Source organism: Nocardia abscessus, from assembly GCF_015477775.1.
Taxonomy (GTDB): domain Bacteria; phylum Actinomycetota; class Actinomycetes; order Mycobacteriales; family Mycobacteriaceae; genus Nocardia; species Nocardia abscessus_A.
Genome location: NZ_JADLQO010000017.1, coordinates 43,833 through 68,370, shown reverse-complemented (window position 1 = coordinate 68,370; position 24,538 = coordinate 43,833). Strand labels below are relative to the sequence as shown.

Sequence of the window (24,538 nt, the reverse complement as noted above, 5' to 3'; positions counted from 1 at the left end):
CGGTCGTTCCGCCCGGGTCCCGATGCGCTCCGCGGAACGCCGACGACCTGGGCGATCGGATCCGGTCTCCGTATCGTCGTGCCGTGCAGGAGGCGGATCGGCCGCACTCGACAGACCGTCTGGTCTGTACAGGCGGGTAATCCGCGTGAATCGCGCCCGAGGCATCGAATACGATGCGACCAGCAGCAATGCGGGTCGGCGATCAGCTGTGCCCGCGAATCGATCCCCAGGGGAGAGACGGAGCATCGTGGCCGACGACATCGACGCAGGCGAGCAGAACGCAGCGCTGACCGAGGAGGCACTGGCCGCGGCCGCGGCGGCCGCCGAGAAGGCGTTCGCCGCTGCCGCCGACCTGGATGCGCTCGCGGTCGCGAAAACCGAGCACCTCGGCGGCAAGGCGCCGCTGGCTCTGGCGCAACGCGCGCTGGGCAGTCTGCCCAAGTCGGAGAAGGCCGACGCGGGCAAGCGGGTGAACGTTGCCAGGTCCAGGGTGTCGGAGGCGTTCGAGGCCCGCCGCGCCACGTTGCTCGCCGAGCGCGATGCCGCCGTGCTGGTCGCCGAAGCGATCGATGTGACGCTGCCCGCTCGCCGCGTGGCGGTCGGTGCCCGGCACCCGATCACGGTCATCTCCGAGCGAGTCGCCGACGTGTTCGTCGCGATGGGCTGGGAGGTCGCCGAGGGTCCCGAGGTGGAGACCGAGCACTTCAACTTCGACGCGCTGAACTTCCTGCCCGACCATCCGGCGCGCACCATGCAGGACACCTTCCACATCGCGCCGGAGGGCTCGCGTCAGGTGCTGCGCACGCACACCTCGCCGGTGCAGGTGCGCTCGATGCTGGAACGCGACCTGCCGATCTATGTGGTCTGCCCGGGTCGCACCTTCCGCACCGACGAGCTGGACGCCACGCACACCCCGGTGTTCTCACAGGTCGAGGGCTTGGCGGTGGACAAGGGCCTGACCATGGCGCATCTGCGCGGCACTCTCGACGCGTTCGCCAGGGCGCTGTTCGGACCGGACACCCGCACCCGCATGCGTCCCAACTACTTCCCGTTCACCGAACCCTCCGCCGAGGTGGACGTGTGGTTCCCGGACAAGAAGGGCGGTGCGGGCTGGGTCGAATGGGGCGGCTGCGGCATGGTGAACCCGAAGGTGCTGATCGCCAGCGGGATCGATCCCGAGGTGTACAGCGGATTCGCGTTCGGCATGGGCCTGGAGCGGACGCTGCAGTTCCGCAACGGCATCCCGGACATGCGTGACATCGTCGAGGGCGACGTGCGCTTCACGCTGCCCTTCGGTATCCGGTCCTGACCCCACCCTTCGATCGAGAGAGCGAAACGACAAGTGCGAGTAGCGCAGTCCTGGCTGACCGACATCATCCAGCGCACCAACCCGGAGTGGTCGGTGACGCCGGAGGAGCTCGACGCCGGATTCGTCCGGGTCGGGCTGGAAGTCGAAGAGGTCGACAAGCTCCAGCGCGTCGCGGGCCCGCAGGGGAGCGCCGCGGAAGCGGGCGGTGAGCCGCCGCTGGTGGTCGGCCGGGTGGCCGAGATCACCGAGTTGACCGAGTTCAAGAAGCCGATCCGGTTCTGCAAGGTGGACATCGGCAAGCCCGACTTGCAAGAGATCGTCTGCGGTGCACGGAATTTCGAGGTCGGTGACCTGGTGGTCGTGGTGCTGCCCGGCGGCGTACTGCCCGGCGGCTTCCAGATCGCCTCGCGCAAAACCTACGGTCACGTCTCCAACGGGATGATCTGCTCGGTCGCCGAACTGGGTATCGGCAAGGACCATTCCGGCATCCTGGTGCTGGAGCCGGGCACCGCCGAGCCGGGCACCGACGCCAACGCGCTGCTCGGTCTCGACGACACCGTCATCGAGCTGAACATCACGCCCGATCGCGGCTACTGCTTCTCGGCGCGCGGCCTGGCCCGCGAACTGGCCTGCGGTTTCGATCTCGAGTACGCCGACCCCGCGGTGCGGACCCTGCCCGATCACGAGCAGGAGGCCTGGTCGATCCGGGTCGAGCCGGATTCGCAGTGCACCCGTTTCGCGGCACGCCGGGTCACCGGCATCGATCCGAAGGCGGTCAGCCCCTGGTGGTTGCAGCGCAGGCTGCTGCTGTCGGGCGTGCGTCCGATCTCGCCCGCGGTGGACGTCACCAACTACGTGATGCTCGAGCTGGGGCAACCGCTGCACGCCTTCGACGCGGCGAAGGTGTCGGGCGGCTTGGTGGTCCGCGCCGCGAACAAGGGTGAGACGCTGCGCACCCTGGACGATGTGGAGCGCGCCCTCGACGCCGAGGACGTGGTGATCGCCGACGATTCCGGCGTCGTCTCGCTGGCCGGCGTGATGGGCGGGGCGAGCACCGAGGTCGGCGCGGAGAGCACCGACATCCTGCTCGAGGCGGCCACCTGGAATCCGCTGCTGGTCTACCGGACCGCGCGCAGGCACAAGCTGGTCTCCGAGGCGGGAAAGCGGTACGAGCGGGTCGTCGATCCGGAGATCAACGTCGCCGCCCTCGATCGGGCGGCCGCCCTGCTCGCCGACATCGCAGGGGGCACCGTGGAACCGGTGCTCACCGACATCCGCATTCCGGTTCCCGCCGCCGAGCCCATTCGCATGGACATCGACTTGGCCGACCGCGTCGCGGGCGTCACCTACCCGACCGGGACATCGGCGCGCCGCCTGGCCCAGATCGGCTGCACGGTCGAGGTCGGCGTCAGCGAGACCGGACACGGTCAGCTGGTGGTGACTCCGCCGAGCTGGCGGCCCGACCTGGCCCAGCCCGCCGACCTGGTGGAAGAGGTGCTGCGGCTGGAGGGCTTGGAGCAGATCCCCTCCGTGCTGCCCGCCGCACCGGCCGGGCGGGGGCTCACGCCGGCCCAGCGCCGGCGCCGCGCCGTCAGCCGCGCGCTGGCGTTCGCGGGGGCCGTGGAGGTTCCGCCGCCGGTGTTCCTGCCCGCCGGGGTGTTCGACACCTGGGGTCTGGACGCCGACGATCCGCGCCGCGTCACCACCAAGGTGGTGAACCCGCTGGACGTGGAGCGTTCCGAGCTGGCCACCACACTGCTGCCCGGTCTGCTCGAGGTGGCCGCCCGCAACATCTCGCGGGGGGCGCGCGATCTCGCCATCTACGGCATCGCGCAGGTCGTGCTGCCCGGGGCGAACACCAGGGCGGTCGAGCCGCTTCCGGTGGACCGGCGTCCCACCGACGACGAGATCGCCGAACTGCTCGATTCGCTGCCCCACCAGCCGGTGCATGTGGCCGCCGTCCTCACCGGACGCCGCGAGCCGCGCGGGCCCTGGGGACCGGGCCGTCCGGTCGAGGCCGCCGACGCGTTCGCGCTCGCCGACGCCGTCGCCGACGCGGCGGGTGTGACCATCGAGCGCCGTCCGGTGGCGCATCTGCCCTGGCACCCCGGCCGTTGTGCCGAGCTGGTGGTCGACGGAACGGTCGTCGGCTACGCGGGTGAACTGCACCCCGCCGTGCTGGAACGTTCCGGTCTGCCCGCGCGCACCTGCGCCGTCGAGCTCGACCTGGACGCGTTGCCGCTGCGGGAAGCCCGGCCGGTGCCGACGGTGTCGCCGTTCCCCGCGGTGCTGCAGGACGTCTCGGTGAGTGTCGAGAAGACGATTCCGGCGGCGTCCGTCCAGGCCGCGCTGTGTACCGGCGGCGGCGAGCTGCTGGAGGACATCGCGCTGTTCGACGTGTACGAGGGCGCCCAGGCGGGCGAGGGCCGAAAGTCGCTCACCTATGCCCTGCGTTTCCGCGCCACCGACCGGACCCTCACCGAAGACGAGGCCAGTGCGGCGCGCGACGCGGCCGTCGCGGCGGCGGCCGAGGCGGTGGGTGCGGTACTGCGCAGCTGATCCGGGGGAGCCCGACCGATGCGCCCGCGCGGGACGCGTGGGCCGGGACGGCTCGACCGGTATTGCGGCACCCCTCGCCCTGGTCTCGCTCGCCCAGGAGTAAGAACGTGAGCATGCGACACCCGGCCAGTCCGATCCTCAACGCGCTGACCTACCTACCGGAGCGGACCGTGCTGCAGACCCCGGCGCTGCTCGGCATGGAGTACGCCGATCTCTCCCTGCCCACCTCGGACGGGGAGATCGTGCACGCCTGGTGGATGCCCGCGCGGGATTCGGTCGGGCACATCCTGTTCGCGCACGGCAACGCGGGCAACATCGGCGACCGGGTGCCGATCTTCGCGTTGCTCACCGAGGCCGGTTTCGATGTACTGGCCTTCGACTACCGCGGGTACGGGCGCAGCACCGGGAAGCCCACCGAGCGGGGCACATACCTCGACGCCCGTGCCGCGCGCGAGGCATTGCTGGCCCAACCCGGGGTCGACCCAGCCCGGGTGCTGTACCTGGGCAAGTCGCTCGGCGGCGGCGTCGTCCTCGAGCTGGCGCAGCACCATCCGCCCGCCGGAGTGATGCTCATGTCCACCTTCACCGGCCTTCGCGACGCCGCTCGGTCGGTGTATCCGTTCCTGCCCGCACCACTGGTCCCGAACGCCTATCCGAACGAACGCCGCATCCGCGCGCTGCGCGCTCCGGTCCTGATCATGCACGGCGACCAGGACGAACTGCTGCCGCTGCGGCACGCGCAACGGCTTTACGCCGCGGCGCGGGAGCCGAAACGGCTCGTCGTCTTTCCCGGCGCCGGGCACAACGACCTGATCGTCGTCGGCGGCTCGACCTGGTACGACCTCGTGCGCGAGTGGGCGGGCGCGCAGGTGCGGTCGTGAACCGCGTGCGGTCCGGTCGCGGCTGCGTAGCCTGGCGGTATGAGTGACGACAGCGAGATCGTGAGCCGGTTGGCCGGCCTGTCCGACGCGGAGCTGGCAGGTGTCCTGCTGGTCGCGACGGCGGCGCGCCCCGGGTTCGCGGCGGTCCACGCGGCGCTGATGGGGCTGGTGGAGACGGGTGATGCGATCGCCGCTCCGGATGTGACTCCTGCCACTGCGCCCCGCGTGCCCCCGCCTCCCGGGCAGGCGACGGAGATATCCGGCCAGGTCGGCGGCACTTCCGCGGTACCGGCGGTACCGGTACCGCCGCCGGGTATGCCGAGTGCCGCCGCGAGCGGCGGATATTCGACCTCCGGCGTTCCTACTTTCGAGTCAGTTCGCGATAAGGTCGAGCAGCGCTACGGCACCGCGCAGGGGATGGACGAACTCGACCGGCAGACTCCCGCGGGGCGCAGCGTGGACGAACAATGGCAGGCGCGCGAGAAGGCCGCGCGTGAGCGGCTGGACCGGATACGGAAATCGTTGCGCGACAACGACGTCGACCCGAACCAACCGTGATCCCGGCCGGCCGCGCCGGACGAGCAGTGATGGGTGGAATTCGATGAGCGAGCCGCGTGAGATCGCCGAACGGCTATTGGACGCCCAGGTGGAATTCCTGCTCGCCGAGGTCAGTGGTGAGCGTTTCGCCGAGGTGATCGCACGCGACACCGAAGCGGTGCTCGCCGTCGCCGACACGCTGGTCTTCCGCGACGTCGTCGAGATCGAGCAGGCCAAGCAGACCGTCCGCACCATCGTCGAGCTGATCGGTGGCAGCCCGGTGATCGCCGACATGGTCGGGGTGTTCGCCGACTCCATCTACGACCACATCGCCGCCAACCACGACTACCGGCTCGGCGAGGTGGTCGAACGCGAGCCGGTCGAGGCGCTGCTGGAGAAGATCTTCGGCATGCACCAGGCGCAGGAGCGCATCCTGGACCGGCTCACCGAGAGCCCGCTGGTGGCCACCGTCGCCTCGAAGTTCGTGGACAAGCTGATCAACGACTTCATGCAGGCCAACCGGGAGCGCGCCGAGAAGATCCCGGGCGTCTCGTCGCTGATGTCGCTGGGCCAGTCCGCGGCCAACCGTGCCAAGAAGGTCGCCGCCGACAGCACCTTCGTCGGCGATCTGGCGGGCAAGGGCGCGCTGTTCGCGCTCAAGCGCACCAACAACGCCATCCGGGAAATGCTGCGCGACGCGCCGGTGCACGACGCCGCGATGGAGTTCTGGGATCTGCACGCCGACGAACCGGTCAGCGGGCTGCGCGACTACCTCACCCAGAAGGACCTCAACGAGCTGGCGCTGCTGTGCTACGAAATCGCGGTCACCACCCGCGAGAAGGAGTACTTCGGGCTGCTCGTGGACGAGTGCGTCGAGGTGTTCTTCACCAAGTACGGCGATTACACCCTGGCCGCCATGCTGCCCGAACTCGGGCTCACCGGTGACGACATCGCCAAGGAGATCCTGCGCTACGGCCCGGCGGTCATCGAGGGCGCGAAGCGAGACGGTGTGCTCGCCGGGCTGATCCGCGAACGCCTCGCGCCGTTCTACACCTCGGACAAGGTTCTCGACATCCTGGGTGCTGTGTGATTTGCAGCGCCTTCGGCGCTGGTTGTTCGCGGCCCCTTTGTGGCTCGCGTTTGCGCGACCGCCGCTTGCTTCTTCGCCGCGAAGTCACCGTCGCGCGGGCGTTCGGATGTCTACCTGGCCGGTGACCGGGGAGTCTGTGCCTTGCCGAGCGGGCGCACCGCTACTTCGGGAGGGCACGGACGATCGCTTCGCCGACGCTCGCCAGGCGGTCGCAAGGGTTCTGGCCCGCGGTCTTGTTGACCAGCGTCAGTTGCAGCAGTCCCTGGCGGGCCGGGAACAGCACGTCGCACATCTGGTCTTTGGCGGCGTCGTCGACGCGGAACTGGCGGCCGGGGCGGCCTGCGATCGTGACGTCCTGGAAATCGACATTGCCCGGCTTGCGCTCGAACTCGGCTACGGACGAGGTGTTGGAGAAGACCCCGAGGGTGAAGTCGGCGCCCTTCCATCCGCAGATCTCCCAGCCGGGCTGCTTGACGCCGCCGACGCCGACCTGCTTGCTCGCCGGATCGAGTCCGGCGCTGGTCAGCGCGTTGTCGGGAATGCCGGTGCAGGGATCGAACAGCGCGGCGGACGTGCTCGCGGCGGCCTGCGTGGTGGTCGTCGCCGATGACCCGCCGGAATCGTCGCCACAGGCGGCGAGTCCGAGTACCAGTGCTATTGCCAAGGGAACCAACGTGATTCGGTGCGCCATCCCGCCCTCTTGCCTCCGGTGTGTCGCGCCGGACTGTATCAGAGTCGCGCCGAGGGGTTTTGCGGCGGGCGAACGCGGGTATGAGGCAGCGTGACTCGGCTTCTCTCCGCATCCGCGCGGAGGCCGGAATCGTCGCGCCCGGTAACCCTTCGTTGCCAGTGTGTTTAGAAGTCCGCACAGTGTCCGGTTTGTCCGATTTTCGCGTTGACACTGGTATGTCCCTGTGAAAGTTTGCCCCTGATTTCCGTGTCCTCGCCGTGCAGCGGTCACGGCGGCCGAGCGGAGGAGCAGAGGGTGGTGCGGTCAAGTCGACGACCGGAAATATCCGGCGGCACACGGTTGTCCACGCCCGAAGCTTCCCTCGGCGAACGGCAGGGGTCGGGCAGCGGAATCGTCCGCCCCCGCACCATTCGCGGACAGTTGGCTCGAATCCTCGTCGTCTCCTTGGTTCTGGTGCTCGCGCTGCTGGGCGCGATGGTCGCGCGGGAGGTCGACGCGTACCGCGGGAGCCGGGACACGGCGGCTGCGGTATCGCTGGCGCTGGCGGTGCAGGACTTGGTGCACGAGGCGCAGCGTGAGCGCGGCCTGACCAACGGCCTGCTCGGCGGCGACGGGCGATTGCTCCAGCCCGTCGCAGACCAGCGCGGCGCGGTCGACCGGGCGCTGCGCGAGCTGCGTAGTGCGATAGCGGACAACCCGCCCGGCGCGGACCGGGTGCGCGCGGCCGCCCGGCCGCTGACCGACCTGGACGCGACCCGTGCCCGGATAGATGAGCGGCGAACGGCCCGGCAGGCGGCCTTCCAGTACTACACCGACGCCATCGACGCGCTGAACCACCTGTCGCTCGGTCTCGACCAGGCCGCCGATCCGGTGGTCCGGCACGGTCTGCAAGCGTTGTACGCGCTGGGCGAAGCCAAGGAACAGACGGCGCGCGAACGCGGCTTCCTGAACGGCGTCTTCGCCGCCGACGCTTTCGGGCCCGGCGAGTACGTGCAGTTCCTCGACATCCGAGCGGCCAAGCTGGCCGGTCTGGCCGCATTCGCCCGCGACGCCACCGCGGCCCAGCAGGCGCGGTTGGACGCCGTGCTGGACAGCGACAGCGCGGTCCGGGCCGCGGAATCGGAGAACATCGCGATCGCCTCGAGCGCCGGACCGCTGGTGCGGCCGGTCGACCCGATCACCTGGTGGGCCAGGATGACGGCGGTCATCGACGAGCAGCGCACCGTGCAGCAGGTGGTCGGCGCCGACATCGGCTCGCGCGCGGAGGTATCGCGCCGCAACGCCGCCTTGATCCTGGGCGCGTTCGTGCTCGCCGCGCTGGCGGCGATCGCGGTGGAAGTGGCGCTGGTGGTCTCCGCGGTGCGCGCGATCGTCCGGCCGCTGGCCACGCTGGCCGCGGACGCCGACGACGTATCGAGCAGGCGGCTACCCGACGTGATCGCGGCCTGGCGCACCGGCGATGACACCCGCCCGCCGGACCCGCCCGCCCCGGTGCGGACACCGGCGGGCGCGAGCGTCGAGATCGCCGCGGTGGCACGAGCTCTGGACCGGGTGCAGTCCACCGCGTTCGACCTCGCGTCGGAGCAGGCGCTGGTGCGCCGCAACACCACCGAGTCGATGGTCAGCCTGGCCCGCCGCAGCCAGAACCTCGTGCGCCGCCAGCTGGGCCTGATCAGCGAATTCGAGCGGGAGGAGCTCGACCCCAAGGCGCTGTCGAACCTGTTCGAACTCGATCATCTCGCCACGCGCATGCGCCGCAACGCCGAGAGCCTGCTCGTGCTGGTCGGCGAGGCCAGTCCGCGCCGCTGGGCCGAACCGATCCCACTGAGCGACGTGATCCGCGCGGGCCTGTCCGAGGTCGACGACTACCGCAGGGTGGTGCTGCGCCGGATGGACGACCTGCTCGTCACAGGCGCCGCGGCCAGCGAGCTGGCACACATGCTCGCGGAGCTGATCGAGAACGGACTCGCCTTCTCCCCACCGGATCTCGAGGTCGAGATCTACGGGCGCGCCGGTCCGAACGGGTACCTGCTCGCGGTCGTCGACCACGGCGTCGGCATGCCCGCCGAGCACTTGGCCCAGGCCAACGCGCGACTGCGCGGCGAACAGGATTTCGTCGTCGCGCCGACCCGCCATCTCGGCCACTACGTCGTCGGCAGGCTCGCCGAGCGACTGGGAATCGGCGTCGAGCTGAGCGTCTCGCCGGTGAGTGGCATCGTCGCGCGTCTGACGCTGCCGTCGAGCATGCTCGAAACCGGACAGGAGCAGCGCGCCGACCCGAGCGAGTCCGCGCCACGCGCCGCCGCGCTCCCGAACGGCTCGAGTTCGCCGAGGCCACGTCCGTCTGCTGCCGCTACCGAAGCACCCTCCGCTGGATCTGGGAACGCCGGGTCGTCGGCCTACACCCAACTCGTCTCCCCGCGCACCGAGCCGACCGCCGCACCGAGCGTCACCGCCCTCGACGCTCGCAGCGCGGCAGCGGATTCGGAACCCGCGATGCGGCACACCAAGAACGGCTTGGTCAAGCGCAACAAAAGGGCCCGCCCGGCCGCTACCGGTCCACGTCCGGCCCCGGTGCCGCGATCGGAGCCCGCACCCGCGGTCGAGCGCTCACCCGAGGAGATCCGCGGCATGCTGTCCGCCTTCCGATCGGGTTATCAGCGTGGCGCGCCCGGACGGCACGCCGCCGCCCCGCAGGACGACCTCGTCCGCGCCGCCGACACGGCGCACGAATTCCAGCCCGCCGCGACCATGGCAGAGGAGATCCGGTGACCACCCACATATCGAGCGCCGACCCGCACACCTTCAATTGGATGCTGGCCAACTTCGTCCGCGAGACCGACGGTGTACGCGAGGCGGTCGCGGTCTCCTCGGACGGCCTGCTCATCGCCATGTCCGACGGCCTGGACCGCACCTCCGCGGACCGGCTGGCCGCCATGGTGTCCGGGCTGGTCGGGCTCGCCCGAAGCGCCTCGCGCAGTTACTCTTTCGACGGTCTGAAGCTGATCATGATCGAGATGAAGCGCGGTTTCCTGCTCGTCTCGGCCATGGGCGACGGCAGCTGCCTCGGCGTGATCGCCGACAGCGGTTGTGACGTCGGTCTGGTCGGGTACGAGATGGCGATCCTCGCCGAGCGCGCAGGCGCGCTGCTGGATCCCGCGCTCATCGCCGAACTGCGCGAGACGCTGCGGCGATGAGACGCGAATCCGCCGCCGACGATCGATTCGTGCGGCCCTTCGTGGTCACCGCCGGACGCACCACGCCACTGCTGGACGGGCTGCGCATCGAGACGCTGGTGCGGGCCGAGCCGGCCGCACTGTCCGCACCGCTGCGCTTCGAGCAGCGCACCCTGGTCCGGCTGTGCCAGCAGCCGCACTCCATCGCCGAAATCGGCACCGCGCTGCGGGTTCCGATCGGAGTGGCCAAGGTCGTGGTCAGCGACCTGGCCGCCACCGGACACGTGACCGTGCGCGCCGCCGACCAGCTCACCGCCGCTGCCATCGAAAGGATCAGGGACCTTGTCCGGGCACTCTGACATGCGAACGCCGACCATGCCGTCTTCGGTGAAAATCGTGATCAGCGGCGGGTTCGGCGTCGGGAAGACGACGTTCATCGGAGCCATCTCCGAAATCGAGCCGCTGGTGACCGAGGCGGCGATGACCGAAATGGCCGTCGGCGTGGACGATCCCGGACACCGTGCGGACAAGACGCGGACCACGGTCGCCCTCGACTTCGGCCGCATCACCCTGGACCGTTCGCTGATCCTGTACCTGTTCGGCACGCCGGGCCAGGACCGCTTCGTCTTCTTGTGGGACGACCTGGTCGACGGTGCGCTCGGTGCGGTGATCGTGGTGGACACCAGCCGCGTCGACGACTGCTACCCGGTGCTGGACTACTTCGAGGAACACGGCACGCCCTTCGTCGTGGCGGTCAACCGCTTCGACGGCAGCACGCACTTCGACCTCGGCGAGGTCCGCGAGGCGCTGGAGCTGGAGGATTGGATCCCGGTTCTGGAATGCGATGCCCGGTCTCGCGATTCGGTCAAAGAGGTGCTGGTTTCGCTGCTGGAACAAGTACTGCTGCACCGCGCGGATCAGCTCACCGCGTAAGACATGGGCTGAGCGCCGTACCCTCGGGGGCCGTGGGTCCGAAATCTCCGGCCGGTGCCACGTAGTCGGACAAGGGGGCACGCTCACCCCGCGCGGCACCCGTCGAGAATCCGAACGTCTTCGCCGATGAATTCGCCGCGCGTCCGGCGTCTGTACTGTTGCCCCGCCCGAACGACGACAAGGAGCAACATCATGAGCAACGGCGCGGATCTCGCCCTCACCCACATCGGCGTGCTGGTCGGTGACCAGGACAAGGCCCTGGAGTTCTATCGCGATGTCATCGGACTCGAGGTGCGCGCGGACCTGCCGTTCGCCGGTGGGCGCTGGGTGACCGTCGGTCCCGCGAAGCAGCCGGGTATCGAGTTCATTCTGGAGACCCCGGAGATGGTGCCGGACGAGGCCGCCGGTGCGGCGGCGCGGGCTCGGCTGGCCAACGGCGCGCAGGGCACGCTGATCTTCACCACCGACGCGGTGGACGCGACCTTCGCCCGGCTGCGCGACGCCGGGGTCGAGGTGACGCAGGAGCCGATCTCGCAGCCGTACGGGGTACGCGACTGCGGATTCCGCGACCCGTGGGGCAACCACCTGCGCTTCTCCGAACTCCCGGGCTGATCCGGGGCCCGGCCGGTGTGGGCCGCGTCGCATACCCACGCAGGCCGGAGGGCAATACTGTCTGATCATGGGCGAAACGATGAGCGAGACCCAACAGGACGCCATCCGGCCGCTGCGCGACGACATCCGGTTCCTCGGTGGCGTGCTCGGTGACACCATTCGCGACCACGAGGGGCCGGAGGTCTTCGACCTCATCGAGCGGGTGCGCATCGAGGCCTTCCGGGTGCGCCGCGAGGAGGTCGAGCGCAGCGCCGTCGCGGAGATGCTGGACGGTGTGGACATCGCGGTGGCCCTTCCGCTCATCCGCGCGTTCAGCTATTTCGTGCTGCTGGCCAATCTGGCCGAGGACATCCAGCGTGACCGCCGCCGCGCCGCGCACGAGTCGGCGGGCGAACCGCCGCAGGAGTCCTCGCTCGCGGCGACCTACCGCAGGCTGGACGCGGCGGCGCTCGACGGAGACCGGGTCGCCGATCTGTTGGCCGACGCGCTGGTGTCGCCGGTGATCACCGCGCACCCGACCGAGACGCGCCGCCGCACCGTCTTCGACGCGCAGGCCCGGATCACCGAGTTGATGCGCCTGCGCCAGCGCTACGCCGAGAGCGAGCGGGAGCGGGCCGATCTGGAGCTGCGAATCCGACGCCAGGTGCTGAGCCTGTGGCGTACCGCGCTGATCCGCTTGGCTCGTCTGCGCATCCAGGACGAGATCTCGGTGGGCCTGCGCTATTACGACCTCACCCTGTTCGACGTGATCCCGGCGATCAACGCCGAAGTGCGCGCCGCGCTGCGCTCGCGCTGGCCCGGAGTGGAGCTGCTGGCGCGCCCGATCCTGCGTCCCGGCTCGTGGATCGGCGGTGACCGCGACGGGAACCCGTACGTCACCGCCGAGGTCGTGCGTCAGGCCGCGTACCGCGCGGCCGGCGTGGCTTTCGAGCGTTACCTGCGCGAGCTGGTGGAACTGGAGAAGACGCTGTCGCTGTCGGCCCGCCTGGTCACGGTGACGCCGGAGGTCGCCGCCCTCGCCGAGACCGGGTACCCCGATCCGGCCACGCACGCCGACGAGCCGTATCGCCGTGCGCTGCATCATGTTCGCGCCCGGCTGACCGCTACCGCCCGCTCCGTGCTGGGCGAGGTTCCGCCGAACGGCCTGGACTCCGGGGCGCGGCCCTACCCGTCCCCGCAGGCGATGCTGGACGATCTGGACGCCATGGACGCCTCGCTACGGCGCAGCGGCGACGGACTGATCGCCGACGATCGCCTCGCCGCGTTGCGCTACGCCGTGGAAACGTTCGGCTTCCATCTGCAAGCCCTGGACATGCGGCAGAACTCCGAGGTGCACGAGCAGGTCGTCGCCGAGCTGCTGGCCTGGGCCGGGGTGCATTCCGACTACGCGAGCCTGCCGGAGTCGGGCCGGGTGGAACTGCTCGCCGCCGAGCTGCGCACTCGGCGCCCGCTGCTCGGCCCGCACGCACGGCTGAGCGAACTCGCGGTCAAGGAGCTCGACATCGTCCGCGCCGCGCGGGAGGTGGTGGACACGCTGGGCGCGGAGGCGGTGCCGAACTACGTCATCAGCATGTGCACGTCGGTCAGCGATCTGCTCGAAGCCGCCCTGCTGCTGAAGGAGGGCGGGCTGCTCGACCCGGGGGAGCCGGACGGGCCGCCGAGCTGCCCGGTGGGCATCGTCCCGCTGTTCGAGACCATCGAGGACCTGGGCGCCGGGGCGGCGACGCTGTCCGCGGCGCTGGAGGTCCAGGTCTATCGCGAGCTGGTGGCCGCGCAGGGGATGCGCCAAGAGGTGATGCTCGGCTACTCCGACTCCAACAAGGACGGCGGATATCTGGCCGCGAACTGGGCGCTGTACCGGGCGGAGCTGGACCTGGTCGAGGTCGCCCGCAAGACCGGCATCCGGCTGCGGCTGTTCCACGGCCGGGGCGGCACGGTCGGTCGCGGCGGCGGCCGGAGCTACGACGCCATCCTCGCGCAGCCCGCGGGCGCGGTGCGGGGCTCGCTGCGGCTCACCGAGCAGGGCGAGGTGATCGCGGCCAAGTACGCGGAGCCCGGTGCGGCGCACCGTAATCTGGAGTCGCTGATCGCGGGCACGCTCGAGTCGACCCTGCTGGACGTGGAGGGCCTCGGCGCCGACGCCGAGCCGTCCTACGGAATCATGGACGACCTCGCCGCCCGCGCCCGCGCCGCGTACGCGCGGCTGGTGCACGAAACCCCGGGATTCGTCGAGTACTTCCGCCAGTCCACGCCGGTCGCCGAGGTCGGCGACCTGAACATCGGCAGCAGGCCCGCGTCCCGCAAGCCGACGAATTCGGTCGCGGACCTGCGCGCCATCCCGTGGGTGATGTCGTGGAGCCAGGCGCGGGTGATGCTGCCCGGCTGGTACGGCACCGGCACCGCGCTGGAGGAGTGGATCGGCGGCGACCCGCAGCGCCTGGCGACCTTGGCCGACCTGTACCGCCGGTGGCCGTTCTTCCGCACGGTGCTGTCCAACTTGGCTCAGGTGATGGCGAAGAGCGATCTGGACATCGCCGCGCGCTACGCCGAACTCGTGGACGACGTGGCGCTGCGGGAGCAGATATTCGGCATGATCCGCGACGAACACGCCCGGACCGCCCGCATGCACGCCGCGATCACCGGCAACGATCACCTGCTGGCCGACAACCCGTCGCTGGCCGAGTCCATCCACAATCGTTTCCCCTACCTGGAGCCGCTCAACCAGATGCAGGTGGAGCTGCTGCGCCGCCTGCGCGCCGGTGACGACTCCGAACTGGTCAAGCGCGGCATCCTGCTGACCATGAACGGCCTGGCCACCGCCTTGCGCAACTCGGGCTGAGCCGCCGAGCCGGTTCCGGTAGGAAGGAACGTCGTGTCGATCGATGAAGCAGCCGTGGCGGCGCTCGCGGACCGCCGGATCGGTCCCGAGCACAAGGGCATGCCACCCGCCTCCTGGGGCCGCAGCGTGCGGGAATTCCTCACCACCGCACCGACGCTCGACCAGCTGGAGACGCCGGTGCTCACCGTCGATCGAGCCGCCCTGTCGGCGAACATCGCGGTCATGGCCGAGTGGGTGCGTACGGCGGGTGTGCGATTGGCGCCGCACGGCAAGACCACGATGGCCCCGCGGCTGTGGGCCGACCAGCTCGCCGCGGGCTCGTGGGGGATCACCCTGGCCACCATCTGGCAGACGCAGGTGGCGCGATCCTTCGGCGTCGCGCGGATCCTGCTGGCCAACGCGTTGGTCGACCCGGTCGGATTGCGCTGGGTGGCGGCGGAACTGGAGCGTGACCCGTCTTTCGAGTTCGTCTGCTGGGCCGACAGCGTCGAAACGGTCGCGCTCATGGACGCGCACCTGCGCGAGACCCCCGGACGGGAGCGAATCCGGGCGCTGGTGGAACTGGGCGGCCCGCACGGCCGGACCGGCGCACGCACGGTGGACCAAGCGCACGCCGTGGCGCAAGCGATCGACGCGGCGTCCCGGCTGACGCTCGCCGGAGTGGGCGGTTACGAAGGCGCGCTCGCGCACGACCGCACCGCGCCCGGCATCCGCGCGGTGCGCGACTACCTCGGCGAACTCGCTCGTCTGCACCGCGAACTCGCCGCGGCCGGGCGATACCGGTGTCCGGCGATCGTCACCGCCGGTGGCAGCGCCTATCCGGAACTGGCGGTGGAGTACTTGGCCCCGCTCTCCGACGAGCAGGGCAGACATGGTGTCGCGACGACGGTCGTCCTGCGCTCGGGGGCGTACGTCATCCACGACGACGGCTTCTACGCGAGCATGTCGCCGCTGGCGTCGCCCGGGTGCGCGCGGCCACTGCGCTCGGCGATGCACGGCTGGGCGCGCACCCTTTCCCGCCCGGAGCCGGGGCTGGCCCTGCTCGACGCGGGCAAACGCGATCTGCCTTTCGATGAGGGGATGCCGGTTCCGCAACGCGTCGCGGGACCCGGGGGCGGCGCGCTGGACGGGGACGCGACCGTGTCGGCGCTCAACGACCAGCACGCGTTCCTCCGGTTGCCGCGTGGCGCCGCCACGGAATTGCCGATCGGCGCGGTGGTGCGCCTCGGGCTTTCGCATCCGTGCACCGCCTTCGACAAATGGCGGCTCATTCCCGTGATCGATGACGCCGACGCTCCGGTGCCTCGGGTGGTCGATTTCCTGCACACGTTCTTCTGAAGATCCGGAACGAAACCGGACGATCTCCTTGCACGGCAGGGTAGTGCGAACCGTTCGTGACCGAGGTGAGGTGCCGCGTTCGTCAGCCGTTCGAAGCGAGCAGAGCGCGGACCAACCGGTCCAGCGCCGGGCGCGGATCGAAGTCCGGCGCGGGGTTCACCAAATGGTGCAGGATGATTCCGTCGAACTGGCCGACCAAGATCTGGGTCATCGCCTGATCGCCGCCGACCTCCGCCAGCAGGCCCGCGGCCCACTCGGTCAGCCTGCGATGCCCGCGCCGGACGCTCTCGCGCAGCGCGGGCATGGTCTGCGCCTCCAGGAACAGTGCGTAGCGCGCCAGTGTCCGCACGCGGTCGGTGCGTGCCGCGTGGACGACGAAGGCCGCCATGCCGTCGACGAGTTCGGTGATCGTGCCAGGGGCGGGTTGCCGGTTGAGCGCTTCCCAATCCGCGTAGTCGCGGGCCTCGAGACGCTCGGCGATCCCGATCAGCAGCGCTTCCCGGGTGCGGAAGTAGTTGGAGGCAGAACCGGCGGGCATGCCGGCGACCTCGTCGACCGCGCGGTGGGTGAGCGCGCGGGTGCCGCGGGAGCCCAGCAGTTCGATCGCGGCGTCCAAGACGAGTTCGCGCTTGGTGGACATCTCTCGATACTACAGCGGTAGTGATGCAACTTACACTCTCGGCACAGGCACTACATTCGTAGTAGCGTCCGGGGCAGCTGCTCGCCGAGCGGTCCGGAGAAAGGGGAATCCATGCCCGAGGCACTCATCGTGGGCGGTGGCATCGGCGGGCTGGCGACCGCCGTGGCCTTCCTGCGGCAGGGATGGCGAGTGGAGGTGCTCGAGCGCGCCGCCGAGATCACCGAGGTCGGTGCCGGCCTGTCCCTGTGGCCCAACGCCCTTCGTGCCCTCGACGCGCTCGGCGTGGGCGGCCAGGTGCGGGCTCGGGCGGTCGAGCAAGGGGCGGCGGGCATCCGTGACCGCGCGGGACGGTGGCTGACCAGGATGGACGCCGAGGCGATCCGGGCGAGGTACGGCAGCCCGATCATGATGCACCGTGCCGACCTGGTGGACGTGCTGCGTTCGGCGATCCCGGCGGAGGTTGTGCGCACCGGCGTCACCGTGGCCGAGGCGAGAGCCGACGGCACGGTCGTGCACTCGGCTGGCACGTCCGGCGGCGACGTCGTGGTCGGCGCCGACGGCATCCGCAGCGTCGTGCGCCGTGCGGTCTGCGGCGAGGTGCGGCCACGCTACGGCGGCTACACCGCGTGGCGGGTGGTCGTCACGCCGCACCGGCCGGTCACCGAGATGGGTGAGAGTTGGGGGCGGGGTGAGCGTTTCGGGTACGTCCCGCTGGTGGACGGCCGGGTCTACTGCTTCGCCACCGCGAACATGCCCGAGGCAACGCCGAGCGGCGGGGCGGCCGAGCTGCGCGCCCGGTTCGGCGAATGGCACGAGCCGATTCCCACTCTGCTCGCCGCGGTCGGGGACGCTGAGGTGCTGAAGCACGACCTCTACGACCTGCCCGCGCTGAAGACCTTCGTGGCAGGGCGGATCGCGCTCGTCGGCGACGCGGCGCACGCGATGATGCCCACTCTCGGGCAGGGCGCTTGTCAGGCGCTGGAGGACGCGGTGGTGCTGGGCCGGGTGGCCGCCGCGGGCGGCGGCCTGGCCGGTTACGACCGGGAACGCGGGCCGCGCACCCGGATGATCGCGTCGCGTTCCCGCCGGATCGGCGCGGCGGCGCAACTGTCGTTTCCGCCCGCCGTCGCGCTCCGTGACGCCGTGGTGCGGTCCATCCCCGACTCGGTGCAGCTCAGATCGCTCGCCTCCGTCCTGGATTGGAGCTGCTAGCCCGCTGTGGCCACTACGGCGCGGGGAAGTCGCGCAGCGCTCGCCGGCATCGGGCGGCCTGCGCCCGGAGGGCTTCGACGAGTTCCGGCGGACCGGCCAGCAGTGTGAAGTCGAGATCGACCGAGGTGATCATCCACACCAGCTGCTCAGGTGTTTCCGCGCCCACGAGCAAGCGGCAACTGTGGTCGTCGACGGCCTCCAGCACGCCCATCCCGGGCCACACGCGATCGGCGGCATACTCCGCGGACCGGTGCAGCAGTACGGTCGCCTGCTGCGGCCAGGCCCGGGTGGACAGGCGCATCGAAAGATATGCCGCGACATCGCCTTCCGGCGGCTCACGCGGTGCGAATCGGGGACCGGTCGGGATCCGCGGGGTGATCCGGTCGGCGCGGAAGGTGCGCCAGTCCGCGCGGTCCACGTCCCAGGCGACCAGATACCAGTGCCTGCTGAAGTGCACCAGGGTGTGCGGCTCGACCGTGCGGACACTGGGCGCGCCGTCGAGCGCGCGATAGTCGAACCGCAACCGTTCGTGGCGCTGGCACACTTCGGCGATGGCCAGGAGGGTGTCCGGACGGACCTCGCTGCCGGGCGCGCCGACGCGCAAGGTGGCGCCGCGCAGCGTGCGGACCCGGTGGCGCAAGCGGGGCGGCAGCACCTGTTCCAGCTTGGTCAGCGCGCGCAGCGACGCCTCCTCGAGCCCGGTCACGGCGCCGGCGGAGGCGCCGCGCAGGCCGACCGCCACCGCGACGGCTTCCTCGTCGTCGAGCAGCAGCGGCGGCAGCGCGGCCCCCGCGCCGAGGCGGTACCCGGCGGCGCCCTGCGTGGCGTGGACCGGGTAGCCGAGCTCCCGAAGCCGATCGACGTCGCGGCGCACCGTGCGCCCGGTGACGCCGAGCCGTTCGGCCAGTTCGGCGCCGGTCCAGTCGCGGTGGGTCTGCAGCAGGGCCAGCAGTTTGAGCAGTCGAGCCGACGTTTCCAACACTTCGCCAGAATGCCGGAAAGTTAGGAACGATCGCGTCCTAAGCGGTTTCTACCGTGGTGGACATGACTACCGACCAGGACATTCGCCCCTTCCGCATCGATATCCCGCAGGAGAAGATCGACGACCTACACCGCCGCCTCGCCGACACGTCGTGGCCGAACGACCTGCCCGGCGCCAAGTGGGACAAGGGCATGCGGGTGTCCTATCTGCGTCCGCTGGCCGAGTACTGGCGCACCGAATTCGACTGGCGCGCCGTCGAAGCGAAGCTGAACGAGCTGCCCCACTTCGTGACCGGCATCGACGGGCAGCAGGTGCACTTCCTGCACGTCCGCTCCCCGGAGCCGGACGCGCTGCCGCTGGTGCTCAACCACGGCTGGCCCGCGTCGTTCGTGGAGTTCCTGGAGGTGCTCGGACCGCTGAGCGATCCCCGCGCGCACGGCGGCGACCCGGCCGACGCGTTCCACCTGGTCGTGCCCTCGCTGCCGGGCTTCGCGTTCTCCGAGGTGTCCCCGGACCCGGGTGCGGGTTCGACCGATCGGTTCGCGGAGGTGGTCGCGACGCTCATGGCGCGCCTCGGCTACGACCGCTACGGCGTGCAGGGCGGCGACGCGGGGTACTTCATCGCCGCTCGATTGGGTCATATCGCCGCCGAGCACCTTGCGGGCCTGCACGTGAACGGTCCGATCACGATCCCCGCCTGGGACAGCGGCGAGGCCGAATCGTGGGGTGGGGCGGAGGAATCGGGGGCTGAGGGCGAGTGGTCCTCGGCGGATGCGCAGGCCGAGTACAGCCCGGAGGATCAGGCGAAGCTGGCCACGCTGACCGGCCCGGAGAGCTATGCCCGCTACGACTACGCGACACTGCAAGCCAACCGTCCGCAGACGCTGGCGATCGGCATCCAGGACTCGCCCGCCGGGCTGCTGGCCTGGATCACCGACCTGTTCCGGCAGTACACGAATCCGGCGATCGAACTGCCCGAGGACGCGGTGGGCCGGGACGCGCTGCTGACCAATGTCAGCCTGTACTGGTTCACCGGAACCTTCGCCTCCTCGCTGCGCCTCTACAGCGAATCCGCGGCCTGGGGAGCGCCGGTGCAGAAGTCCGACGTGCCGACCGCGGCGGCGCTGTTCCCCGGTGACCTGTCGATCCGCAAACTCGCCGAAGACGCGCACAACATCGTCCGGTGGACCGAATTCGACCGCGGCGGGCATTTCGCGGCGATGGAGGCGCCGGACCTGCTGACCGCGGATATACGCGAGTTCTTCCGCACCCTGCGCTAGCCGAACGCGGACGGCGCGACGGACCTAACCTCCGCAGTAGCGCGCGTGCATGGCGGCGGCCGTCGCCGCGAGCTGTGCGCGCAGCTGCGGCGGTTCCAGCACTTCGACGAACTCGCCGAGCGGCAGAAGTCCGTGCGCGAGCACCTCGAAGGACTCCGACGGCACGGTCACTTCGACCCACCCTTCGGCATCGGGCGGTCCCGCGGAGGCCTGTGCCTCCGCGACCGCTGCCGGATCGTTCATCAGCCGCAGCAACCGCAGGTGGGTGGCGGCGATCCGGCAGCGCGCCCGGACCCGCAGCATCGAACGCGCGAAATCGTCGGCAGCGCCGGTCCAGTGCGCGCGCAGGTCGAATCCGGCCGGGCGGGTAAACGATGCGCCGGTCGGTTCGGCGGAGCGGATCCGGCCCACCCGATACGAGCGGGGCGTGTGCCCGCTCCGGGCGACCAGGTACCAGGTGCCTGCCTTGAGCACCAGCCCGAGCGGGTCCAGCAAGCGCTCGACAACCTTGTCCTCGCGGCCGTAGCGCACGCGCAGCGTGCGGTCGTGCCAGAGCGCGTCGGCGATCGTCGCGAGCGTCGGCGTCTCGTCCGGCCGATGGAACCAGCCCGGCGCGTCGACGTACACCCGCTCGGCGATGCGCGTCGCGCGTCCGCGCAGTTCCGGCGGCAGCGCGGCGAGCACCTTCAATTGCGCGGTGGCCAGCACGGTGCCGAGCCCGAGATCGGCGGCGGCGCCGGGCAAGCCGGCCAGCAGCACCGCGTCGGCCTCGTCGGTGGTGAGGCCGGTGAGCCGGGTGCGGTAGCCGTCCAGCAGCCGCACGCCACCCGCGCGGCCCGGCTCGCTGTAGACCGGGACGCCCGCCGCCGAGAGGGCTTCGACGTCGCGATAGACGGTGCGCACCGAGACCTCCAGTTCCCGGGCGAGCTCGGGCGCGGTCAGCCTGCCTCGGGTCTGCAACAGCAGAAGCAGTTGCACCAGTCGACTCGCCCGCATGCCCGCGACACTAGCCGGAAACCCTGACACGAGACGGCAAGTTTTCCCCGTACCGTCCTCGGCATGACCACTTGGAGCCGATTCACCGAAGAAGCGCCGCACATCGCCGAGGTCTTCCTGCGCAGGCACCGCGCCGCGGGGAATCTCTGCATGCTCGGCACCCTCCGTTCCGACGGTTACCCGCGGATCAGCCCGATCGAGCCGCGGGTCTTCGAGGGATTGCTCGTGATCGCGGGGATGCCGGGCACGACCAAGTTCCGCGACCTCGCCCGGGATCCGCGCTTCTGCCTGCACACCGCCACCGTCGACACGAACGTGTCCGACGGCGACGCGAAGCTGTTCGGCACCGTCGTGGACGTGCCCGACCGGGACGTGCACGCCCGCTTCGCCCAGCAATTGTTCGACGAGACCGGTTTCGACATCCGAGGTCAGGAGTTCGACCGCTTCTACGTCGCCGATCTCACCGGGGCGTCGACGGTGGAGGTAGCGGGCGACCACCTCGACATCACCATCTGGAAGCCCGGCGAAGGAGAGCGCGTGGTGCAGAAGCACTGACCCGGCGGCGGAAACGGCGCTGCTCCGGCCGGACGCGTCGGGGGCACCGCCGACTCGTGCGTCGCACACACACCGCAGCCGGAGTGGACTCGCCGTCGACGACTGAGGCGAAGCCCCGCGCTTACGGGCGACTTCGGCTGTCTCGGCGGCGTGTGAGAAAGGTTCGCTCGGCGGCGTTCTCGGTGCCGGCGATGGCGGCGTCGTAGGCGGCGGTGGCTTCGGCGGCGCGGCCGAGCCGGGTCAGCAAATCGGCGCGGATGGCGTGGAACAAGTGGTAGCTGTCCAGGGCCAGGGCGTCCACCAGTGCCAGTGCGGCTGCCGGGCCGTCCACTTCGGCGACCGCGACCGCGCGGTTGAGCGCGACGATCGGGCTGGGCGTCAGCACGGTGAGCTGGTCGTAGAGCCGCAGGATCTGGAGCCAGTCGGTGGCCGCCGCGACGGGTGCGTCGGCGTGGACCGCGTTGATCGCCGCCTGCAGCTGATACGGTCCGGGCCGGTTGCGGCGCAGGCACTGCCGGACGAGCGCGTGCCCCTCGGCGATGAGATCGCGGTCCCACCGGCTGCGATCCTGTTCCGTGAGGGGCACCGGAGACCCGTCGGTGCCGGTGCGCGCGGACCGGCGGGAATCGCTCAGCAGCATCAGCGCGAGCAGCCCGGCGCCTTCGGGTTCGTCCGGCATGAGCTCGACCAGCAGGCGCCCGAGCCGAATCGCCTCGGCACACAGGTCGCCCCTGGCCAGCCGGGCACCGGAGGTGGCCGTGTGTCCCTCGGTGAAGATCAGGTACACCACGGCGAGTACCGCGCGCAGCCGGGCGGGCAGATCCGCGTCGGCGGGCACCCGGTAGGGAATGCGGGCGTCGCGGATCTTGCCTTTGGCGCGAACCAGTCGCTGCGCCATGGTCGTTTCGGCGACCAGGAACGCGTGGGCGATCTCGGCGGTGCTCAGTCCGCCGAGTAGCCGCAGCGTCAGCGCCACCTGCGCGGACAGCGCGAGGGCGGGGTGACAGCAGGTGAAGATCAACCGGAGGCGGTCGTCACGCACGGCGCTCACCGGCTGCTCGGGCTCGTCCTCGGCGTGCAGGAGGGCGGCTTGGGCGTGCCGGTCGGCGCGGGCGGCTTCCCGGCGCAGGCGGTCGATCGCCCGGTTGCGCGCGGTGGTGATGATCCAGCCCGGCGGGCTCGGTGGGAGACCGTCGGCGGGCCAGCGCTGGACGGCGGCGGCGAACGCGTCCTGCACCGCGTCCTCGGCGACGCCGATGTCGCCGAAGACGCGGATCAGGCTCGCGACGGCACGGCCGTAGTGCTCGGCGAAGACCGCTTCGATCACCGAGCCGGTCACGGGCCTGCTCACTTATTCGTCCTGGATAGGCCGGACTTCGATGGGCAGCGTGAGCACGCTGGTGAGTTTGCGGCCCCACTCCAGCGCCTCGTCGAGATCCGCGGCGCGGATGACGGTGAACCCGCCGATGTGCTCCTTGCCCTCGACGTACGGGCCGTCGGTGATCAGCACGTCGTCGCCTCGGGCGTGCAGCACGGTGGCGGTGCCCGGCGCGTGCAGGCCCGCCGCGAACACCCACGCTCCCGCCGCCCGCATCTCGTCGTTCAGCGCGCCCAGATCGCGCATGATCTCGTCCAGGTTGTCCGGGACGCCTTCGCCGTCGGGCTGATAGATGCTGAGCAGGTAGTGCTTCATCGCCTCGTCCTCCTCATCCGCGCCGGTACGTGGTGATGATGACACCGGCGCCGGTCCACCCGTGGGCCGTCATGTGCCTTCCCATGATGTCGGCCTGCGCCGGGCTGTCGTACCGGTGCGCCCAGCCGCCGTGGGTGAATGCGTCCCTGTCGGCCCGCCCCGGGGCCTGCACCCCGTCCAGGGCGAGGTGTTCCACCGCGATGCTCTCGCTCATCTCCGCTCCTTCCGCGACCGGCCCGGCGCCGGTCTCACCACCTACACGAACGAAGCCGGGGCGGATCGACAGCGGTGCGGAAATTTCTCCGAGATCCGGACAAATCGCTGCTCACGACCTGGTGTGCGCGGGCAGGAGGCGTTGAATATCGGTGTAGCTCACGATGCCGGACGCAACGGGGGCGTCGTCCCGCACGGCGCGTGCGACCTCCATTGCGGCCGACAGCGCCGAGCGGTAGAGCAGTGATCCGGTGCTGATTCGGCGCACGCCGAGTCCGGTCAGCGTCGCGATGCTTGGGCCGGTGGCGGCAGCGAGAACGTTGACCGGCAATTCGGTCGCCGCCACGATCCGCTCGATGCGCTCCGGGTCGGTCAAGCCCGGCACGAAGACGCCGTCGGCTCCGGCCGCCGCGTACCGTCGCACGCGGTCGTGGGTCGAGCCGTGATCGAGACCGAGCCAGTAGGTGTCGACGCGGGCATTGACGAACAACTCCGGCGTGCGCTCCTTGATCGCTGCGATCAGTGCGGCCTGGTGCTCCGGCGCCGCCAGCGCCGATCCCGCACGGCCGTCTTGCAGGTTGACGCCCGCGATCCCACAGGCGGCGAGTTGTTCGACGAAATCCGCGACAGCGCCGGGCTGCTCGTCGAAACCGCCCTCGATGTCGACGGTCACGGGGATCGGCAGCCGCGCCAGGCGACGGGCGCAGGCGAGCGTTTCCGCCTTCGTGAGGCCCGCCCCATCGGCCAGCCCCGCCGCGGCTGCCACACCGAGGCTGGTGGTGCCGATCGCCGGGAATCCCTCGGTCGCCAAGAGCGCGGCCGACGCGAAGTCCCAGGCGTTCGGCAGGACGAGGGGCCGGTCACGGTGATGCAGGTCGCGGAAGATCTCGAACTTGGTCGGCGAGGTGGCCGCGCCGGACGCCGGAGAAGACGAAGTCATGCCGCGACGGTAGCCACGGGACGTTTCGGCGCCCGCCGAAACGACGGGTCGCCATCATGGAG

Annotated in this window: 23 protein-coding genes; 15 read left to right on the top strand and 8 right to left on the bottom strand. The window is 70.5% G+C overall.

The annotated features are described in order from the left end of the window. Positions 1-247 precede the first annotated feature (247 nt). The 5 genes from pheS (at position 248) to IU450_RS32010 (ending at position 6,376) form a co-directional block, all read left to right on the top strand. On the top strand, positions 248-1,309 hold the full coding sequence (gene pheS / locus IU450_RS32030; RefSeq protein WP_051168722.1) for a phenylalanine--tRNA ligase subunit alpha: 1,062 nt from the start codon (positions 248-250) through the stop codon (positions 1,307-1,309). Positions 1,310-1,342: 33 nt separating this feature from the next. Further along, positions 1,343-3,868 (top strand): phenylalanine--tRNA ligase subunit beta, encoded by a 2,526-nt coding sequence (gene pheT / locus IU450_RS32025; RefSeq protein WP_195153452.1) that lies wholly within the window; start codon positions 1,343-1,345, stop codon positions 3,866-3,868. A gap of 113 nt (positions 3,869-3,981) precedes the next feature. Further along, on the top strand, positions 3,982-4,749 hold the full coding sequence (locus tag IU450_RS32020) for an alpha/beta hydrolase (RefSeq protein WP_195153569.1): 768 nt from the start codon (positions 3,982-3,984) through the stop codon (positions 4,747-4,749). A gap of 39 nt (positions 4,750-4,788) precedes the next feature. Next, on the top strand, positions 4,789-5,307 hold the full coding sequence (locus IU450_RS32015) for a PspA/IM30 family protein (protein ID WP_195153451.1): 519 nt from the start codon (positions 4,789-4,791) through the stop codon (positions 5,305-5,307). A gap of 43 nt (positions 5,308-5,350) precedes the next feature. Beyond that, positions 5,351-6,376 (top strand): hypothetical protein, encoded by a 1,026-nt coding sequence (locus IU450_RS32010; protein ID WP_195153450.1) that lies wholly within the window; start codon positions 5,351-5,353, stop codon positions 6,374-6,376. Between the two features lie 160 nt (positions 6,377-6,536). Here the strand turns inward: IU450_RS32010 and IU450_RS32005 are convergent, their stop codons facing one another. Beyond that, positions 6,537-7,040 (bottom strand): DUF3558 domain-containing protein, encoded by a 504-nt coding sequence (locus IU450_RS32005; RefSeq protein ID WP_195153449.1) that lies wholly within the window; start codon positions 7,038-7,040, stop codon positions 6,537-6,539. A 321-nt stretch (positions 7,041-7,361) separates the two neighbouring features. On the opposite strand from IU450_RS32005, the gene IU450_RS32000 reads away from it, so the two are divergent. The 7 genes from IU450_RS32000 (at position 7,362) to IU450_RS31970 (ending at position 15,965) form a co-directional block, all read left to right on the top strand. Next, a complete protein-coding gene (locus IU450_RS32000) occupies positions 7,362-9,839 on the top strand; it encodes a nitrate- and nitrite sensing domain-containing protein (protein WP_324197900.1) in 2,478 nt (825 codons plus the stop codon). Between the two features lie 41 nt (positions 9,840-9,880). Continuing rightward, positions 9,881-10,264 (top strand): roadblock/LC7 domain-containing protein, encoded by a 384-nt coding sequence (locus tag IU450_RS31995; protein WP_195153567.1) that lies wholly within the window; start codon positions 9,881-9,883, stop codon positions 10,262-10,264. Then, complete coding sequence (locus tag IU450_RS31990; RefSeq protein WP_043689710.1) at positions 10,261-10,602, top strand: DUF742 domain-containing protein; 342 nt, start codon at positions 10,261-10,263, stop codon at positions 10,600-10,602. Before IU450_RS31995 ends, IU450_RS31990 begins: the two co-directional genes overlap by 4 nt. Before the next feature lie 37 nt (positions 10,603-10,639). Continuing rightward, complete coding sequence (locus tag IU450_RS31985) at positions 10,640-11,176, top strand: GTP-binding protein (RefSeq protein ID WP_416382928.1); 537 nt, start codon at positions 10,640-10,642, stop codon at positions 11,174-11,176. A 192-nt stretch (positions 11,177-11,368) separates the two neighbouring features. Further along, the gene (locus IU450_RS31980) at positions 11,369-11,788 is read left to right on the top strand and encodes a VOC family protein (protein ID WP_195153448.1); all 420 of its coding nucleotides are present in this window, start codon (positions 11,369-11,371) and stop codon (positions 11,786-11,788) included. 79 nt (positions 11,789-11,867) lie between these two features. After that, positions 11,868-14,627: a phosphoenolpyruvate carboxylase gene (ppc, locus tag IU450_RS31975; protein WP_195153565.1), complete on the top strand. Its 2,760-nt coding sequence runs from the start codon at positions 11,868-11,870 to the stop codon at positions 14,625-14,627. Positions 14,628-14,660: 33 nt separating this feature from the next. Next, positions 14,661-15,965 (top strand): amino acid deaminase, encoded by a 1,305-nt coding sequence (locus IU450_RS31970; RefSeq protein WP_416382925.1) that lies wholly within the window; start codon positions 14,661-14,663, stop codon positions 15,963-15,965. Positions 15,966-16,047: 82 nt separating this feature from the next. On the opposite strand, the gene IU450_RS31965 is transcribed toward IU450_RS31970, so the two are convergent. Next, positions 16,048-16,605, bottom strand: a complete 558-nt coding sequence (locus tag IU450_RS31965) for a TetR/AcrR family transcriptional regulator (RefSeq protein ID WP_195153447.1) — start codon at positions 16,603-16,605, stop codon at positions 16,048-16,050. Positions 16,606-16,716: 111 nt separating this feature from the next. On the opposite strand from IU450_RS31965, the gene IU450_RS31960 reads away from it, so the two are divergent. Continuing rightward, positions 16,717-17,817 carry an FAD-dependent monooxygenase gene (locus tag IU450_RS31960; RefSeq protein ID WP_195153446.1) on the top strand — a complete coding sequence of 367 codons (1,101 nt, stop codon included), beginning with the start codon at positions 16,717-16,719 and terminating at the stop codon, positions 17,815-17,817. 13 nt (positions 17,818-17,830) lie between these two features. Here IU450_RS31960 and IU450_RS31955 read toward each other — a convergent pair whose 3' ends face one another. Beyond that, positions 17,831-18,799 carry a helix-turn-helix transcriptional regulator gene (locus IU450_RS31955; RefSeq protein WP_195153445.1) on the bottom strand — a complete coding sequence of 323 codons (969 nt, stop codon included), beginning with the start codon at positions 18,797-18,799 and terminating at the stop codon, positions 17,831-17,833. A 62-nt stretch (positions 18,800-18,861) separates the two neighbouring features. On the opposite strand from IU450_RS31955, the gene IU450_RS31950 reads away from it, so the two are divergent. Continuing rightward, a complete protein-coding gene (locus IU450_RS31950; RefSeq protein ID WP_195153444.1) occupies positions 18,862-20,079 on the top strand; it encodes an epoxide hydrolase family protein in 1,218 nt (405 codons plus the stop codon). Positions 20,080-20,103: 24 nt separating this feature from the next. Here IU450_RS31950 and IU450_RS31945 read toward each other — a convergent pair whose 3' ends face one another. After that, entirely contained in the window at positions 20,104-21,075 is a 972-nt protein-coding gene (locus IU450_RS31945; RefSeq protein ID WP_195153443.1) for a helix-turn-helix transcriptional regulator, read from the bottom strand. Between the two features lie 63 nt (positions 21,076-21,138). Between IU450_RS31945 and IU450_RS31940 the strand changes: the two genes are divergently transcribed. Then, positions 21,139-21,630 (top strand): pyridoxamine 5'-phosphate oxidase family protein, encoded by a 492-nt coding sequence (locus tag IU450_RS31940; protein WP_195153442.1) that lies wholly within the window; start codon positions 21,139-21,141, stop codon positions 21,628-21,630. A gap of 121 nt (positions 21,631-21,751) precedes the next feature. Here IU450_RS31940 and IU450_RS31935 read toward each other — a convergent pair whose 3' ends face one another. From IU450_RS31935 to IU450_RS31920, 4 genes are all read right to left on the bottom strand, one after another. Further along, on the bottom strand, positions 21,752-22,981 hold the full coding sequence (locus IU450_RS31935; protein ID WP_416382924.1) for an RNA polymerase sigma factor: 1,230 nt from the start codon (positions 22,979-22,981) through the stop codon (positions 21,752-21,754). Next, entirely contained in the window at positions 22,982-23,323 is a 342-nt protein-coding gene (locus IU450_RS31930; RefSeq protein ID WP_174187549.1) for a YciI family protein, read from the bottom strand. It abuts the gene before it with no gap. Between the two features lie 13 nt (positions 23,324-23,336). Continuing rightward, entirely contained in the window at positions 23,337-23,537 is a 201-nt protein-coding gene (locus tag IU450_RS31925; RefSeq protein ID WP_195153441.1) for a hypothetical protein, read from the bottom strand. 111 nt (positions 23,538-23,648) lie between these two features. Continuing rightward, a complete protein-coding gene (locus IU450_RS31920) occupies positions 23,649-24,476 on the bottom strand; it encodes an isocitrate lyase/PEP mutase family protein (RefSeq protein WP_195153440.1) in 828 nt (275 codons plus the stop codon). Between the last annotated feature and the right edge of the window lie 62 nt (positions 24,477-24,538).

Bases quoted from the DNA above. Each gene is read 5' to 3' on its own strand.
- IU450_RS31990 (WP_043689710.1), top strand. From the start codon at position 10,261: ATGAGACGCGAATCCGCCGCCGACGATCGATTCGTGCGGCCCTTCGTG.
- IU450_RS32010 (WP_195153450.1), top strand. From the start codon at position 5,351: ATGAGCGAGCCGCGTGAGATCGCCGAACGGCTATTGGACGCCCAGGTG.
- IU450_RS31925 (WP_195153441.1), bottom strand. From the start codon at position 23,537: ATGAGCGAGAGCATCGCGGTGGAACACCTCGCCCTGGACGGGGTGCAG.
- IU450_RS31980 (WP_195153448.1), top strand. From the start codon at position 11,369: ATGAGCAACGGCGCGGATCTCGCCCTCACCCACATCGGCGTGCTGGTC.
- IU450_RS31945 (WP_195153443.1), bottom strand. From the start codon at position 21,075: ATGCGGGCGAGTCGACTGGTGCAACTGCTTCTGCTGTTGCAGACCCGA.
- IU450_RS31965 (WP_195153447.1), bottom strand. From the start codon at position 16,605: ATGTCCACCAAGCGCGAACTCGTCTTGGACGCCGCGATCGAACTGCTG.
- IU450_RS31960 (WP_195153446.1), top strand. From the start codon at position 16,717: ATGCCCGAGGCACTCATCGTGGGCGGTGGCATCGGCGGGCTGGCGACC.
- IU450_RS31940 (WP_195153442.1), top strand. From the start codon at position 21,139: ATGACCACTTGGAGCCGATTCACCGAAGAAGCGCCGCACATCGCCGAG.
- IU450_RS31930 (WP_174187549.1), bottom strand. From the start codon at position 23,323: ATGAAGCACTACCTGCTCAGCATCTATCAGCCCGACGGCGAAGGCGTC.
- IU450_RS31920 (WP_195153440.1), bottom strand. From the start codon at position 24,476: ATGACTTCGTCTTCTCCGGCGTCCGGCGCGGCCACCTCGCCGACCAAG.
- IU450_RS32015 (WP_195153451.1), top strand. From the start codon at position 4,789: ATGAGTGACGACAGCGAGATCGTGAGCCGGTTGGCCGGCCTGTCCGAC.
- IU450_RS32020 (WP_195153569.1), top strand. From the start codon at position 3,982: ATGCGACACCCGGCCAGTCCGATCCTCAACGCGCTGACCTACCTACCG.
- ppc (WP_195153565.1), top strand. From the start codon at position 11,868: ATGAGCGAGACCCAACAGGACGCCATCCGGCCGCTGCGCGACGACATC.
- IU450_RS31995 (WP_195153567.1), top strand. From the start codon at position 9,881: ATGCTGGCCAACTTCGTCCGCGAGACCGACGGTGTACGCGAGGCGGTC.
- IU450_RS31950 (WP_195153444.1), top strand. From the start codon at position 18,862: ATGACTACCGACCAGGACATTCGCCCCTTCCGCATCGATATCCCGCAG.